The organism is Salipiger sp. (assembly GCF_048261495.1).
Classification (GTDB): domain Bacteria; phylum Pseudomonadota; class Alphaproteobacteria; order Rhodobacterales; family Rhodobacteraceae; genus Salipiger.
Window position 1 is genome coordinate 50,036 of record NZ_JBLXFX010000007.1, and the last position, 14,342, is coordinate 64,377.

Sequence of the window (14,342 nt, forward strand, 5' to 3'; positions counted from 1 at the left end):
GCGCCGGGGGGAAAGCCATGCAACCCGAGGACAAGATCGTCATCCTGACAGGCGCCGGCATTTCCGCCGAAAGCGGCCTTGCCACCTTTCGCGACGACGGCGGGCTCTGGGCACAGCACCGGATCGAGGATGTCGCCACGCCCGAGGCCTTCGCCCGCGATCCCGTCCTCGTGCATCGCTTCTACTCGATGCGCCGCACGCAGGCCGCCGCGGCCGAGCCGAACCCGGCGCATGTCGCGCTGGCGCGGTTGCAGCGCGACTGGCCCGGCGAGGTGGTGATCGTGACGCAGAATGTCGACGGGCTGCACGAACGGGCCGGGGCGACGGCCCTGCACATGCACGGAGAGCTGTCCCGCGCGCTTTGCGCCGCTTGCGGACACCGCTGGGACGCGCCGCCCGAGATGACGCCCGAGACGACCTGCCCCGCCTGCGCACAGGCCTCTGCCCGGCCCGACATCGTGTGGTTCGGCGAAATGCCCTACCACATGGACGAGATCGAGGCGCATCTCGCGGATTGCGCCGTCTTTGCCGCCATCGGCACCTCCGGGCAGGTCTGGCCCGCTGCGGGCTTCGTGCGCGAGGCCGCGCGCGCCGGGGCCGAGACCGTCGAGATGAACCTCGAACGCAGCGAGGTCAGCCGGGCCTTCGACACCGTCGGCATCGGTCCGGCAGGCCGGGTCGTGCCGGCCTGGGTCGACGGAATCCTGTCTGCCGGAACAGGCGGGACGACCGGGGGCGCGCCCTGAGCGAACGCCCCCCCGCAGGCGCCCTCATTCGGAGGGCGTGCCCATCTTCATCTTGCCGTGGTCCATGCCGTCATGACCGCCCGCGCCGTGATCGGGCATGCGTTCCAGATCCACCGGAATCGCCACCACGATATCTCCGGCCTTTTCGAAGGTCAGCGTGACGCTCACCTCCGCGCCGTCGTCGAAGGGGGCTGCAAGCCCCATGAACATGACGTGATCGCCCCCGCGCGCAAGCGCATGGTCGCCGTGGGCGGGAATGGCAAAGCCCTCTTCGGCCTCCCGCATCTTCATGACGCCGCCGCCCTGGTCGATATGGCTGTGCAGTTCGACCCGCGCCGCGGCATCCGAGGACACCGACAGCAGGCGGTCGTCCTCGGCGCCGGTGTTGCGGATCACCATGAAGGCGGCGCCGGTCCGGGCGCCCGGCATGGAGGCGCGGGCGTAGGCATCGCTCACCACGATATCGGCGTCGGCGGGGGTGGACAGGGCCAGCGCGCAGGCACCGGCAAGAACAAGCTTGGCGTACATTACTGTGTCTCCTCTGTACGGATCCGAAAAAGCGGGATTCAGACCGTTGCAGAAGGCGGCCCCCGTGCGCGTCCGGGGATGCCCTGCCGGCCCGCGAGGCGGATCTCGACGAGGGGATCGGCAATGCGCCGCCAGACCGCCGGCACCTCGGGCACCGCCAGCGGCACGACCGGAGGGGCGGTGAAGGCCATCGCGGCATCGGGGCAGATATGGACGTGGTCGGTCGGATTGCCCTCGGCATCCAGCAGGATCGTGACGAATCCCTGCCCCGAACAGATGACGATCTGCCCGGCGACGGGCAGCGTTCCGCGCGCGACGGCGATCTCGAAGCTGGTGAAGGCCAGCACGAGTGCGAGAAGAATCGCCGGCAGTGGATATTTCCTCAGCGTCATGGCACCGGATCTACCCGTGAAACGACGTCCGGGCCAAGCGACAAAAGGAAACAGCCCCGGTGCGTGCAGGCACCGGGGCTGTGGATAAAGCTGTGGAGCCGGATCAGGCCTTTTCGGCCTGCGCCTTCTGGATTTCCTTCTTGACCTTCAGCACGTTGTTGCTGAGCTCGGTGTCCTTGGCCTTGGCCAGGAACTTGTCCAGACCACCGCGGTGATCGACGGAGCGCAGGGCCGATGCGGAGATCCGCATCTTCACGCCGCGGCCGAGCGTCTCGGACTGCAGGGTGACATCGTTCAGGTTCGGCAGAAAGCGACGCCGGGTCTTGTTGTTGGCGTGGCTCACGTTGTTACCCGTCATCGGGCCTTTGCCGGTCAGTTCGCATACGCGCGACATGGGTTCATCCTCATCGTCTCGGGGCGAAAGGCTGACATCCGGACAGCTCCCGCCAATATCAAGGGGCGCCTGGCACGGCGCCCCGGAATCTGGTCGGCGTTCTCTACCGCCAAGCCCCCCGCGCGTCAAGCCCGGCGCACCCTACATCTGAAGGTAATCGCGCAGAAGCTCCTCGGCAGCGCGGGCGGCGCTGATCCTGCCCGCCTCGACCTGCCCGGCCAGCGCGGCCATGGCGCCGCGCACCGGCTCCCGGCGCAGCCTCGCCAGAAGGCCGTCGCGCACCTCGGCCTCGAACCAGTGGCGCGCCTGCCCGGCCCGCGCGGCGGCGAAATGCCCGGTGTCGCGCCGCCAGTCGATCAGCGTCTGCATCTCCTCCCAGGCCTTGACGAGGCCGGTATCCTCGAGAGCCGACACCGTCAGCGCCTTGGGAAAGCCCTCGGGGTCCTGCGGCCGCTTGCGCATCAGGCGCAGGGCGCCGGCGTAATCGGCGCAGGTCCGCATCGCGGTGCTCTTGAGATCGCCGTCGGCCTTGTTCACGAGGATGATGTCCGCGGTCTCCATGATGCCGCGCTTGACCCCCTGCAGTTCGTCGCCGCCCGCCGGGGCGAGCAGCAGCAGGAACAGGTCCGACATCTCGGCCACCATGGTTTCGGACTGCCCGACACCCACCGTCTCGATCAGGATCACGTCGAAGGCCGCCGCCTCGCACAGGTCCACCGCCTCGCGGGTGCGGCGCGCCACCCCCCCGAGCAGCGATTGCGAGGGCGAGGGCCGGATGAAGGCGCCCGGTTCGCGCGACAGCCGCTCCATGCGGGTCTTGTCCCCGAGGATCGAGCCACCCGAGCGCGCCGAGGACGGGTCCACCGCCAGCACCGCCACCTTCAGCCCCGCCGCGATCAGCATGCAGCCGAAGGCCTCGATGAAGGTCGACTTGCCCACGCCGGGCGTCCCCGACAGACCGATTCGCAGCGCCTCGCGCCCATGGCCGCGCAGCCGCTCCAGCAGCAGCGTCGCCTGCTCGCGGTGATCCGCCCGCCCGCTTTCCACGAGCGTGATCGCCCGCGCCAGCGCGCGCCGTTCACCGTTCAGAATACGGTCTGCCAGATCCTGCAAGTCCATGCCTGTCGCCTCTCTCGTCTCTCCCCGAACTGACCCGCGCGGGCCGGGGATGTCCACCCCTCCCCGTGCCTCCGGCGCGTCGGGGCGCGCGATTCCGGCCGCCCACCCCGCGGGACGCGGGCCGGATGGACCGCCGGGCGCGGTTGCGTCATAACCCCGCCCATGGATCGCCTGCCCATCGACGACGCCCTTCCCGAACTCCTCTCGGCCCTCCGCCGCGAGGGCCGCGCCGTGCTGCAGGCGCCGCCCGGCGCGGGCAAGACCACCCGTGTGCCGCTGGCCATGCTCGCCGCGGATCTCACCCCCCTCAGGATCGTCATGCTCGAACCCCGCCGCCTCGCGGCGCGCGCCGCCGCGCAGCGCATGGCCGACACGCTGGGCGAATCCCCCGGCCAGACCGTCGGCTACCGCATCCGGGGCGAGGCCAAGGTATCCCGCGCGACGCGCATCGAGGTGGTGACCGAGGGCATCCTGACCCGGATGATCCAGTCCGACCCGGCGCTTTCCGGCATCGGTGCGGTGATCTTCGACGAATTCCACGAACGCTCCCTCAATGCCGATCTGGGGCTCGCGCTCTGTCTCGAAATCGCCGGGGTGCTGCGCGACGACCTGCTGCTGCTCGCCATGTCCGCGACGCTGGACGCGGCGCCGGTCGGCGCGTTGATGGAGGCGCCGCTGATCACCTCCGAGGGGCGCGCCTTTCCGGTCGAGACGCGCTGGCTCGACAAGCCCCTGCCGAAACAGCGGCGCTTCGACGAGGCCATGGCCGATCTCGTCGCGGAGGCCGCCGCGACCACCACCGGCGGCATCCTGGCCTTTCTCCCCGGCGAGGGCGAGATCCGCCGCGTGCAGGCCCGGCTTGCCGGGCGGTTGCCCGAGGGAACGCTGATCCGGCCGCTGTTCGGCGCGATGGATTTCGCCGCCCAGCGCGCCGCCATCCGTCCCGAATCCGGGGGCCGCAAGCTGGTGCTGGCGACCGCCATCGCCGAAACCTCGCTCACCATCGAGGACATCCGCGTGGTGGTGGACGGCGGCCGCGCCCGGCGCGCGCGCTTCGATGCGGGTTCCGGCATGTCGCGCCTCGTGACCGAGCGCGTGACCCGCGCCGAGGCGACCCAGCGCGCGGGCCGCGCCGGACGGGTTGCCGAGGGTACCGCCTTCCGGCTCTGGACGAAGGGCGAGGAAGGCGCACTCATGGCCTATCCGCCGGCCGAGATCGAGGCGGCGGATCTTGCCGGGCTGGCGCTCGACCTCGCGGTGTGGGGGGCGCGCCCCGAGGAGCTGCCCTTTCTCACGCCGCCCAATCCCGGCGTGTTCCAGGAGGCGCAGGCGCTGCTGCAGATGCTCGGCGCGCTCGACGAGCGGGGCCGGATCACCGACCACGGCAAGACCCTCGCCCGGCTGCCCCTGCATCCGCGGCTCGCCCACATGCTGACGCTGGCGGGCGCCGGAGCCGCACCGCTGGCGGCGCTGTTGGCGGATCGCGACCCGCTGACCGGCGCGCCTTCGGACCTCGGGCTGCGGCTGGAACTGCTGCGCGACCCGCGCCGGTTCGCCGAAACCCGCCCCCACGCGGTCAACAAGGGCGCGCTGGAGCGCATCCGCACCGAGGCGCGGCGGCTTTCCCGACAGGCGCAGCCCGGGGCGGAGGCGGACCTCTCGGCCGCCGCAATGGCCGCCCTCGCCTATCCCGACCGCATCGGGCTGCGGCGCAGGGGGGACGCGCCGCGCTACCAGCTTTCGGGCGGCAAGGGTGCGGTGATGGACGATGGCGATCCGCTGGCCGCGACGCGGCTGATCGTGGTGACCGATACCGACGGCAACCCGCGCGAGGCGCGCATCCGGCAGGCGGTTCCGATTGCCGAAAGCGACCTGCGGGCGCTGTTTGCGGAGCGCATCGTTTGGGTCGATGTCTGCGACTGGTCCCGCCGCGAACGCCGGGTGGTGGCGCGCCAGCAGGAGCGGTTCGGGGCCATCGCGCTCGACGACCGGATCTGGAAGGACGCCCCGCCCGATGCGGTCGCGCGCGCCATGCTGGACGGGGTGCGCGAGCTGGGGCTCGGGCTCGGGGATGCGGCGCGGCGGTTCTGCGCGCGGGTCGGCATCGGGCGCGCGGCCGGGCTGGACCTGCCGGAGATGACCGAGGCCGCGCTGATCGACACGCTGGAGGACTGGCTGCTGCCCTATCTTTCCGGCGTGCGGAGCGCCGAGGACTGGAAGCGGTTCGATCCCCTGCCCGCCCTGCGCGCGCGGCTCGACCGCGAGGGGATGTTGGCGCTGGACCGGGCGGTGCCTGGGCGCTTCACCACGCCGCTCGGGCGGGACATTCCGATCGACTATTCCGGCGATCATCCCGAGATCTCGCTGCGGCTGCAGGAGATGTTCGGCCAGCGCAGCCATCCGATGGTGGGCCGGGTGCCGCTGCGCGTCACGCTGCTGTCCCCGGCGCAGCGCCCGGTGCAGGTGACGATGGACCTGCCGGGCTTCTGGGACGGCTCCTATGCGGATGTGCGCAAGGACATGAAGGCGCAGTATCCGCGCCATCCTTGGCCAGAGGACCCGCGCGAGGCGGACCCGACCCTGCGCGCCAAGCCCCGGGGGCGCTGAGGGGCGCTGCCCCTCTGGTCCCGGACGGGTCCGGGCCCATTCACCCCGGGATATTTCCGGCCAGAAGAAACCCCGGGGGCACGGGGGGCCCGGTCAGTCCCACCAGGGGCCGTGGTGGTGGTCCTGTCCGTCGATGCGGTCGAAGCCGTGGCGGCCGAAGAAGTCGCGCTGTGCCTGGATCAGCGCGGCGGTGCCCCGCGGCTGGCGCATCGTGTCCCAGAAGGCCAGCGCCGAGGACAGTACCGGCAGCGGAAACCCCGCGGCGATGGCTGCCGAGACCAGCTTTCGCAGCGCCGGGATGCCGTCGGCGAAAATGTGGTGAAAGCGCGGGGCGAGGAAGAGCTGGCCTTCGGGCGCACCGTCGCGGAAGGCACCGGCGATGTCGTCGAGCAGCTTCGCGCGGATGATGCATCCGGCGCGCCAGATCTCGGCGATGCGGGCGAAGTCGAGTTGCCAGTCGTAGTCCTGCGAGGCCGCGGCAAGGATGCGGAAGCCCTGGTCATATTCCAGGAGCCGCGCCGCGAGCAGCGCCGATTCGAGTGTGCCGAGGTCGATGTCGAGCGGTTCGCGATCGCTGCCGAAGGTGGCGCCGGCCCGGTCGCGCAGGGATTTCTCGGCGGACCAGGCACGTGCGGCCACGGCGCCTTCGATCATCGTCGCGGACTGGCCGAGGCGCACCGCCTCGATCGCCGTCCAGCGCCCCGTGCCCTTCTGGCCCGCGCGGTCGAGAATGGCGTCGATCACCGGGCCGCCGCCGTGGCTGTCCTCGGCCCGCAGAACGGTTTCGGTGATTTCGAAGAGGTAGCTTCCGAGCGGCCCGGCGTTCCAGGCGGCGAAGATGTCGGCGATCCCGGCCGGGCTGCGCCCGGTGCCGTGACGCAGCAGGTCCTGGACCTCGGCGATCATCTGCATGTCGGCATATTCGATGCCGTTGTGCACGGTCTTGACGAAATGGCCCGCGCCGTCGGGTCCCATGCGATCGACGCAGGGATCGCCGTCGAAGCGCGCCGCGACGGCCTCGACCACGGGCTTCAGCACCTGCCAGCTTTCCTGCGATCCGCCGAACATCATCGACGGCCCGTGGCGCGCGCCGTCCTCGCCGCCCGACACGCCCATGCCGACGAAGTGCAGCCCCTGCCCGGCCAGCCGTTCGGCGCGGCGGCGCGTGTCGTGGAAATCGGCATTGCCGGCGTCGATCACCGTGTCGCCGGGCGCGAGCAGCGGCATCACCCGGTCGAGCAATTCGTCCATCGGGGCGGTGGAGGGGATCATGGCGAGCAGCAGCCGCGGCCGCGGCAGCGCGTCGATCAGCGCCTCCAGCGTGTCCCGGGCGGCGACCCGGTCGGCGAAGGCGGCGGCCTTTGCCAGGAAGGCGGGAAGGACCTCGGGCGAGCGGTTGGACACGGCGATGCGCACGCCCTTTTCGGCCATGTTCAGCGCCAGCGCCGATCCCATCGTTCCCAGCCCGTAAATTCCGATCTGCGGCTCTGCCATTTCCGGCCTCCGTCACTGTTGCCTGAGGCGGAGATAGGCGCGGCGGTCGCGAGAACAATGGAGACGGGCGCACAGGCCGCGTGCGCGATGGCCGGGACCCTGTCCGGCCCGGTGCCTTCTTCTTGTCGAAAATACGCATTTCCTGCCTGCCCGCACGTGATCCGTCGGGCAGGCGGAGTGGCGTTTCAGCCGCCGAGGCACCAGCGCATGATGGCCTTCTGGGCATGCAGGCGGTTTTCGGCCTCGTCCCAGATCACCGATTGCGGGCCGTCCATGACCTCGGAGGTGACTTCCTCGCCACGGTGCGCGGGCAGGCAGTGCATGAAGAGCGCATCCTTGCCCGCGGCCTCCATCAACTGCTCGTTGACCTGGTAGGGGCGCAGCATGTTGTGGCGCCGCTCGCGCGCGCTCTGGGCGTCGTGCATCGAGACCCAGGTGTCGGCGATCACGAGGTCGGCGCCCTCGACCGCCTTGAAGGGATCGCGCTCGATCGTGACCGATGCGCCCTCGTTGCGGGCGAGGCCGACGAATTCCATCTCGGGGTCGAGCTGGACGGGCCCGGTGAAGGTGAGATCGAAGCCGAACCGGCCGGCGGCGTGCAGGAAGGACGAGCAGACGTTGTTGCCGTCGCCGCACCAGACCACCTTCTTGCCGGCGATGGGGCCGCGATGTTCCTCGAAGGTCATCACGTCGGCCATGATCTGGCAGGGGTGGGTGCGGTCGGTCAGGCCGTTGATGACCGGAACCGAGGCGTATTCGGCCATCTCGATCAGCACGGATTCGTCGAAGGTGCGGATCATGATCATGTCGACGAAGCGCGACAGGACGCGGGCGGTGTCGGCGATGGTCTCGCCGTGGCCGAGCTGCATGTCGCTGCCCGAGAGCACCATGGTCTGCCCGCCCATCTGGCGCACGCCCACGTCGAAGGAGACGCGGGTCCGGGTCGAGGGTTTCTCGAAGATCAGCGCGACCATGCGGTCCTCGAGCGGAAGCTCGGAATCCGGCGCGGCCTTGGGGCGGCCGTTGCGGGCGTTCTTGATGTCCTTGGCGGTGTCGATGATCGACCTGAGGTCGGCCTTGTCGGTCTTGTGGATGTCCAGGAAGTGGTTCATGGCAAAGCGTTTCTTGGTGGTGGAGGTGGAGGGGCCCTGCCCCTCCGGGCCTTCGGCCCGTTCACCCCGGGATATTTGTCAAACCGAAGAAGGGCCGGTCAGGCCCCCTTCAGGGCGGTGGCGGCGGCGTCGAGGCGGTTGACCGCTTCGGCGATCTCGTCCCCGGTGATGTTGAGGGCGGGCAGCAGGCGCACCACGTTGTCGGCGGCGGGCACGGTGATGACCAGCGCGTCGTAGCCGGCCCTGACCAGATCGGCGGGGGCGACCCGGACCTTGAGGCCGATCATCAGCCCGGTGCCGCGCACGCCCTCGAACACCTCGGGATGGGCGGCGACGAGGCCTTCGAGCTTCTGGCGCAGCAGGCCGGCGTTGCGGTTGACGGTTTCGAGGAAGTCGGGATCGGTGACGTGGTCCATCACCGCGTTGCCGACCGCGCAGGCCAGCGGGTTGCCGCCGTAGGTGGAACCGTGGGTGCCGACGGTCATGCCCGAGGCGGCCTCTTCGGTGGCCAGCACCGCGCCGAGGGGGAAGCCGCCGCCGATGCCCTTGGCCACCATCATGATGTCGGGGGTCACGCCGGCCCATTCATGGGCAAAGAGCTTGCCGGTCCGGCCCATGCCGCATTGCACCTCGTCGAGGATCAGCAGGAGACCCCGTTCGTCGCAGAGCGCGCGCAGGCCCCTGAGGCACTGGTCGGGCAGCGGGCGGATGCCGCCTTCGCCCTGGATCGGTTCGATCAGGATCGCGCCGGTGGTGTCGTCGATGGCGGCCTCCAGGCCGTCGTGATCGCCCCAGTCCACATGCGTGAAGCCCGGAAGGATCGGGCCGAAGCCCTTGACCATCTTCTCGGACCCGGCGGCGGCGATGCCGGCGGAGGAACGGCCGTGGAACGAGCCGTTGAAGGCGATGATGCCGGTCTTTTCCGGGTGGCCCTTTTCGTACCAGTACTTGCGCGCCATCTTGACGGCGAGTTCGCAGGCCTCGGTACCGGAATTGGTGAAGAAGACCGTATCCGCGAAGCTGGCGGCGACCAGCTTGTCGGCCAGCGCCTGCTGCTGCGGGATCTCGTAGAGGTTCGAGACATGCCAGAGCGCGTTCGCCTGCCCGGTCAGCGCGGCGACGAGCGCCGGATGGGCATGGCCGAGGACATTCACCGCGATGCCGGAGCCGAGGTCGAGAAAGCGGCGGCCGTCCTCCTCGATCAGCCAGGAGCCTTCGCCCTTCACGAAATGAAGGGGGGCGCGGGAATAGGTCGGCAGAACGGACGGGATCATGGGATCATCCTCGGTCAAAAGAGGCCCGATTGGTGCCAAGGGCTCGGGGCCAAGTCAAGTTTTATGGGGGGATGGCGCGACGTGCCCGCCTTTTTGGTGAAAAAGCGGGGAAGGAGAGCTCAGGCTCGTCGGATTCGGTACATCTGCGTCATGACCGCGCTGATAGCCCGGGCCGGGGCGCAACGCAAAGGATTTGTCAGCATTACGTGGCGGTTGCGCTACAGGCCGAAGATATCGCCGATGTTGGTGATGATCGCATGGAGCAGCACCGCTGCCACGAAGAGCAGGGCCAGCCACCAGACGTATTGGAAGGCGATGGCCGTGGCGCCGAGCCCGGCGCCGTAGAGCGCGTAGCGGCGGTTTTCGCCCCTCAGGCCCGAGATCAGCGACAGCACCACGGCAAGGAGGCCGAGAACCGGCGCGGCCAGCGCCAGCCATGCGGTCGGCGATACCGGGGCCGGGGCCGCTTCGGGCCGCGGCAGGCCGAAAAAGCTGCGCCAGGCGGAGCGCCGGATTTCGCCCGCGATCTCGCCGATTTGCGTGCCCGCGGAGGGGCGCGGTTCGAAGGCGGGACCGGCGATCTGGAAGATCACGAGGAGCAGGGCCGCAGCACCGGCCAGAACCGCCCAGGCGCCCCATCTGCGCAACGGGGCAATGGCGGAAGGTTCGGGGGTCGGGGCCGGATCGGACATGGTCGATGATACGACGAAACGGCAGGTTTGGCAAAGCCCGTCCGGGGCCCCGCGCTGCGTGTCTTCCGAGCCCCGGCGCTCAGCCGAACACCGGCTCCGGGTAGCCGACACCCATGAGGTAGAGACCGTCAGGCGGGCAGACCGGACCGCAGGCGGCGCGGTCCCTTGCGTCGAGCGCGCGCTTGACGTCGAGCGGCGACCACGCCCCGTTGCCCACCCGTTCCAGCGTCCCGACGATGCTGCGCACCTGGTTGTGCAGGAAACTGCGGGCGCGCAGTTCGAAACGGAATTCCTCGCCCGCCCCGAGATCCACGCGGGTGATTGCGATCTCGTCCAGCGTCTTCACCGGCGATTTCGCCTGGCACATCACCGAGCGGAAGGTGGTGAAATCGTGCCTTCCCACCAGATGCGCCGCCCCGGCGCGCATCGCGTCGAGGTCGAGCGGCTTCATCACCCGCCACACCTGCCCGTGTTCCAGCGTCGCGGGCGCGCGGCGCACGAGGAGACGGAACAGGTACCGCCGCTCCAGCGCCGAGAACCGCGCGTGCCAGTCTTCGGCCACGCGGGCACAGGCACGGATCGCCACCGGCGCGGGCTTGAGGTGAAAGTTCAGCGCCTCGGATAGGCGGAACGGGTCCCAGTCCCGTTCCATGTCGCAATGGGCGACCTGCCCGCGCGCATGCACCCCGGCATCGGTGCGTCCGGCCGCCGCGATGGTGTGCGCGCGCGGTTCCAGCCGGGCCAGCGCGGCTTCGATCGCGGCCTGGACCGAGGGATGGTCGGTCTGCCTCTGCCAGCCGGAAAACGGGCCGCCATCGTATTCGACAAGAAGTGCATATCTGGGCATGGCCCGCCATAGCGCGGGGCGCGCGTCCGGGCAATCCCGATCCCGCCACGCCCCAGCGCCGCACCGCCCGCGACCGGCCTTTCCCGTCCCGGCACTGGCATCCGCGGTCGCGTGCCTCTATCTAGTCGAGGACGCAGCCAGGGGATGCACATGGTTTTCGGGACCATCGCCGATACGCTGACCCGAGGGGTCGAGAACGTGACGGACACGCTGTCGGGGGCCTTCCTCGAACCGGTGATCCGTCTCGGCGTGACCGGGCTGGCGCGATCGGGCAAGACGGTCTTCATCACCTCGCTGGTCGCCAACCTGCTGGACCGGGGCCGGATGCCGCAGCTCATGGCCGAGGCCGAGGGCCGCATCCTCGCCGCCTACCTGCAGCCCCAGCCCGACGACACCGTGCCGCGCTTCGACTACGAGGCCCATCTCGGCGACCTGACCGCGCGCGATCCGCACTGGCCGGAGAGCACCCGCGCCGTGTCCGAACTGCGCCTGTCGCTGAAGGTGCGCCCGACCGGCCTGCTCTCGGGGCTGTCGGGGCCGCGCACCATCCATCTCGACATCGTGGACTACCCCGGCGAATGGCTGCTCGACCTCGGACTGATGGAGCGCAGCTATGCGGAGTGGACCGCCGACACGCTCGACCGGATGCAGCGGCGGCCGGGCTCGGACGACTACCTCGCCCTTGCCGAGCGCACCGATCCGACCGTCGATTTCGTCGAGACCGACGCCAGGACCCTTGCGGCGGAGTTCACCAGGGCGCTGAACGCCGCGCGCGATGCCGGTTTTTCCGACTGCACGCCGGGGCGGTTCCTGCTGCCGGGAGAGCTGGCCGGCAGCCCGGTTCTGACCTTCGCCCCGCTGCCCGCGCCGGGATCCGCACCGCGCAAATCGCTCTGGCGCGAGATGGAGCGGCGTTACGAGGCCTACAAGCGCGAGGTGGTCAAACCGTTCTTCCGCGATCACTTTTCCCGGATCGACCGGCAGGTGGTGCTGGTCGACGCGCTGGGGGCGATCCATTCCGGCCCGGCGGCGGTCGAGGACCTGCGCCGCACCATGGCCGACATCCTCGGCGCCTACCGTCCCGGCGGCAACGCCTTTCTGACCCAGTTCTTCACCGGGCGGCGGGTGGAAAAGATCCTGTTCGCGGCGACCAAGGCCGACCACCTGCACCACACGCAGCATCCCCGCCTCACCGCCATCATGGAGGCGCTGACCCGCGATGCCCGCGACCGCGCGCGCTTTGCCGGGGCCGACACGCAGGCGATGTCGATCGCCTCGATCCGGGCCACGACGGAACAGACGCTGCCCCACGGGGGGCGCGACCTCGACTGCGTGCGGGGAACGCTGCTCGAAACCGGCAAGCAGGCGGCCTTTCATCCCGGAGAGCTGCCCGAAGATCCCGCCCACCTGCTCGGCCCGGCGCGGGACGGCGCAAGGACCTGGCTCGACCGGGATTATTCGGTCATGCGCTTCGCCCCGGCGCGGCTCACCCTCAAGCCCGGCGAGGGGCCGCCGCATATCCGGCTCGACCGTGCCGCGCAGTTCCTGATCGGAGACCGGCTGTGACCCCCCTGCTCCGCCCGGCGCGCAGCACCGATGCGGGCAAGCTCGGCGCGATGATCTCGGAGGCCGTGGCGGAGCGACCCTGGAAGCCGCGCCTGCACAGCGGGGCCGAGGACATCGCCCATGTCGGCCGCATGATCGAAAGGGGCTGGGTCACGGTGGCCGAGGACGGCGACAGCCCCGCTCCCGTCGGGTTCATCGCGCGGGAACGCGACTATATCCACGCGCTGTTCATCACGCCGCGCGCCCAGCGCGCCGGCGTCGGCCGGGCGCTGATCGAGGCGGCGCAGGAACAATGCGACCGGCTGGAACTCTGGACCTTCGCCGCCAACAAGGGCGCGCTGCGCTTCTATGACCGCGCCGGGTTCGACATCATCGGACGCGGCGACGGCAGTGGCAACGAAGAAGGCCTGCCCGAGGTGCGCTTCTGCTGGACCGCGCCCGTCTCCGACCCTCCCGCCCCCTCCTCCGGAAAGACCGCGACATGAGCAACAGCGACCGCAACGGCCCCGTGCTGATCGACCTCGACGGCGACGACACCCCGGTGCAGGGACCGGGCGACGTGCCCCCGGTCCCGGAACCCGACATGCCCGCCCCGACCGGCGCCGCGATGACCACCGTCGCCGCGCTCGCCTCGCGCCGGTCCTCGCGGCTCGCCCGGTGGTTCTGGGCGCTGCTCGGTTCGATCATCAGCGCGCTGGTGTCCATCGCCGCCTGGCGCTTCGTGACCGACCTCGTGGCCTCGGTGCCGCTGCTCGGCTACGCGGTGACGGCGCTGCTGGTGGCCTTCGCGCTGGTGGTCGTCGCCATCGTGGTCAAGGAACTCTCGGCCCTGTCGCGCCTGTCGCGGGTGGACGCGCTGCACCGCGCCGCCGATGCCGCGCTGGCGGGCGAGGATCTCAAGGCCGCGCGGGCCGTCACCGACCGCCTGACCGCGCTCTATGCCGGGCGCGACGACACGCGCTGGGGCCGGGACCGCCTGAAGGCCCGTCAGGACGAGATCTTCGACGCCTCCGGCCTGATCGGCATGGCCGAACAGGAGCTGCTCGCCCCGCTCGACGCCGCCGCCCGCCGCGAGGTCGAGGCCGCCGCCCGGCAGGTCGCCACGGTCACGGCGCTGGTGCCGCTGGCGCTGGCGGACGTGGCGGCGGCGCTGTCCTCCAACATCCGGATGATCCGGCGGATCGCCGAGATCTACGGCGGCCGCTCGGGCACGCTGGGAAGCTGGCGGCTGACCCGCGCGGTGATGTCCCACCTCGTCGCCACCGGGGCCGTGGCCGTGGGCGACGACATGCTGGAACCGATCCTCGGAGGCGGCCTGCTGGGCAAGCTGTCGCGCCGCTTCGGCGAAGGTCTGGTCAACGGCGCGCTGACCGCGCGGGTCGGGGTCGCCGCGATGGAGGTCTGCCGCCCCCTGCCGTTCCGCCAAAAGGCCCGCCCCTCCGTGCGCGAGATCATCCGCACCTCGCTCACCGGGCTGGTGAGGCCCTCGGACAAGGGCTGACGGCGGGTCGGGTTTTCCCGCCTGTCGCAGACCGCGGGCTGCGCTATGCTGCGCCGGTGCCAAGAGGGAG

The 14,342-nt window shown here is 70.5% G+C and carries 14 protein-coding genes; 5 read left to right on the plus strand and 9 right to left on the minus strand.

Annotated features, from left to right (window positions below):
* Positions 1-17: 17 nt before the first annotated feature.
* Positions 18-746, plus strand: a complete 729-nt coding sequence (locus ACN0RJ_RS14870) for an NAD-dependent deacylase (protein ID WP_417724751.1) — start codon at positions 18-20, stop codon at positions 744-746.
* Between the two features lie 24 nt (positions 747-770).
* Here ACN0RJ_RS14870 and ACN0RJ_RS14875 read toward each other — a convergent pair whose 3' ends face one another.
* The 4 genes from ACN0RJ_RS14875 to meaB form a co-directional block, all read right to left on the minus strand.
* Positions 771-1,274, minus strand: coding sequence for a copper chaperone PCu(A)C (locus ACN0RJ_RS14875; RefSeq protein WP_417724752.1), 504 nt, complete (start codon positions 1,272-1,274; stop codon positions 771-773).
* Between the two features lie 38 nt (positions 1,275-1,312).
* Complete coding sequence (locus ACN0RJ_RS14880; RefSeq protein WP_417724753.1) at positions 1,313-1,666, minus strand: hypothetical protein; 354 nt, start codon at positions 1,664-1,666, stop codon at positions 1,313-1,315.
* A 103-nt stretch (positions 1,667-1,769) separates the two neighbouring features.
* Positions 1,770-2,060 carry a 50S ribosomal protein L28 gene (gene rpmB / locus ACN0RJ_RS14885; protein ID WP_417719610.1) on the minus strand — a complete coding sequence of 97 codons (291 nt, stop codon included), beginning with the start codon at positions 2,058-2,060 and terminating at the stop codon, positions 1,770-1,772.
* A gap of 141 nt (positions 2,061-2,201) precedes the next feature.
* Positions 2,202-3,179, minus strand: coding sequence for a methylmalonyl Co-A mutase-associated GTPase MeaB (gene meaB / locus ACN0RJ_RS14890; protein WP_417724754.1), 978 nt, complete (start codon positions 3,177-3,179; stop codon positions 2,202-2,204).
* Between the two features lie 162 nt (positions 3,180-3,341).
* Here meaB and hrpB point away from each other — a divergent pair, with 162 nt between their 5' ends.
* Entirely contained in the window at positions 3,342-5,786 is a 2,445-nt protein-coding gene (gene hrpB, locus ACN0RJ_RS14895) for an ATP-dependent helicase HrpB (protein WP_417724755.1), read from the plus strand.
* 93 nt (positions 5,787-5,879) lie between these two features.
* On the opposite strand, the gene gndA is transcribed toward hrpB, so the two are convergent.
* The 5 genes from gndA to truA form a co-directional block, all read right to left on the minus strand.
* Positions 5,880-7,280 carry an NADP-dependent phosphogluconate dehydrogenase gene (gndA, locus tag ACN0RJ_RS14900; RefSeq protein ID WP_417724756.1) on the minus strand — a complete coding sequence of 467 codons (1,401 nt, stop codon included), beginning with the start codon at positions 7,278-7,280 and terminating at the stop codon, positions 5,880-5,882.
* Between the two features lie 185 nt (positions 7,281-7,465).
* Positions 7,466-8,392 carry an ornithine carbamoyltransferase gene (gene argF, locus ACN0RJ_RS14905; protein ID WP_417719614.1) on the minus strand — a complete coding sequence of 309 codons (927 nt, stop codon included), beginning with the start codon at positions 8,390-8,392 and terminating at the stop codon, positions 7,466-7,468.
* A 98-nt stretch (positions 8,393-8,490) separates the two neighbouring features.
* Complete coding sequence (locus ACN0RJ_RS14910) at positions 8,491-9,666, minus strand: aspartate aminotransferase family protein (RefSeq protein ID WP_417724757.1); 1,176 nt, start codon at positions 9,664-9,666, stop codon at positions 8,491-8,493.
* A gap of 218 nt (positions 9,667-9,884) precedes the next feature.
* Positions 9,885-10,358, minus strand: a complete 474-nt coding sequence (locus ACN0RJ_RS14915) for a hypothetical protein (RefSeq protein ID WP_417724758.1) — start codon at positions 10,356-10,358, stop codon at positions 9,885-9,887.
* A gap of 79 nt (positions 10,359-10,437) precedes the next feature.
* On the minus strand, positions 10,438-11,205 hold the full coding sequence (gene truA, locus ACN0RJ_RS14920; protein WP_417724759.1) for a tRNA pseudouridine(38-40) synthase TruA: 768 nt from the start codon (positions 11,203-11,205) through the stop codon (positions 10,438-10,440).
* Positions 11,206-11,355: 150 nt separating this feature from the next.
* Between truA and ACN0RJ_RS14925 the strand changes: the two genes are divergently transcribed.
* The 3 genes from ACN0RJ_RS14925 to ACN0RJ_RS14935 are packed head-to-tail and all read left to right on the plus strand — an operon-like array spanning position 11,356 to position 14,272.
* Complete coding sequence (locus ACN0RJ_RS14925; RefSeq protein ID WP_417724760.1) at positions 11,356-12,771, plus strand: YcjX family protein; 1,416 nt, start codon at positions 11,356-11,358, stop codon at positions 12,769-12,771.
* A complete protein-coding gene (locus ACN0RJ_RS14930; RefSeq protein ID WP_417719619.1) occupies positions 12,768-13,256 on the plus strand; it encodes a GNAT family N-acetyltransferase in 489 nt (162 codons plus the stop codon). Before ACN0RJ_RS14925 ends, ACN0RJ_RS14930 begins: the two co-directional genes overlap by 4 nt.
* Complete coding sequence (locus tag ACN0RJ_RS14935; protein ID WP_417724761.1) at positions 13,253-14,272, plus strand: YcjF family protein; 1,020 nt, start codon at positions 13,253-13,255, stop codon at positions 14,270-14,272. Before ACN0RJ_RS14930 ends, ACN0RJ_RS14935 begins: the two co-directional genes overlap by 4 nt.
* Positions 14,273-14,342: the final 70 nt, after the last annotated feature.

What these genes read in the sequence shown, in the direction of transcription:
- ACN0RJ_RS14880 (WP_417724753.1), bottom strand. Translation starts at nt 1,666, where the DNA reads ATGACGCTGAGGAAATATCCACTGCCGGCGATTCTTCTCGCACTCGTG.
- ACN0RJ_RS14935 (WP_417724761.1), top strand. Translation starts at nt 13,253, where the DNA reads ATGAGCAACAGCGACCGCAACGGCCCCGTGCTGATCGACCTCGACGGC.
- ACN0RJ_RS14925 (WP_417724760.1), top strand. Translation starts at nt 11,356, where the DNA reads ATGGTTTTCGGGACCATCGCCGATACGCTGACCCGAGGGGTCGAGAAC.
- ACN0RJ_RS14875 (WP_417724752.1), bottom strand. Translation starts at nt 1,274, where the DNA reads ATGTACGCCAAGCTTGTTCTTGCCGGTGCCTGCGCGCTGGCCCTGTCC.
- truA (WP_417724759.1), bottom strand. Translation starts at nt 11,205, where the DNA reads ATGCCCAGATATGCACTTCTTGTCGAATACGATGGCGGCCCGTTTTCC.
- argF (WP_417719614.1), bottom strand. Translation starts at nt 8,392, where the DNA reads ATGAACCACTTCCTGGACATCCACAAGACCGACAAGGCCGACCTCAGG.
- hrpB (WP_417724755.1), top strand. Translation starts at nt 3,342, where the DNA reads ATGGATCGCCTGCCCATCGACGACGCCCTTCCCGAACTCCTCTCGGCC.
- ACN0RJ_RS14915 (WP_417724758.1), bottom strand. Translation starts at nt 10,358, where the DNA reads ATGTCCGATCCGGCCCCGACCCCCGAACCTTCCGCCATTGCCCCGTTG.
- rpmB (WP_417719610.1), bottom strand. Translation starts at nt 2,060, where the DNA reads ATGTCGCGCGTATGCGAACTGACCGGCAAAGGCCCGATGACGGGTAAC.
- ACN0RJ_RS14870 (WP_417724751.1), top strand. Translation starts at nt 18, where the DNA reads ATGCAACCCGAGGACAAGATCGTCATCCTGACAGGCGCCGGCATTTCC.
- ACN0RJ_RS14910 (WP_417724757.1), bottom strand. Translation starts at nt 9,666, where the DNA reads ATGATCCCGTCCGTTCTGCCGACCTATTCCCGCGCCCCCCTTCATTTC.
- meaB (WP_417724754.1), bottom strand. Translation starts at nt 3,179, where the DNA reads ATGGACTTGCAGGATCTGGCAGACCGTATTCTGAACGGTGAACGGCGC.
- gndA (WP_417724756.1), bottom strand. Translation starts at nt 7,280, where the DNA reads ATGGCAGAGCCGCAGATCGGAATTTACGGGCTGGGAACGATGGGATCG.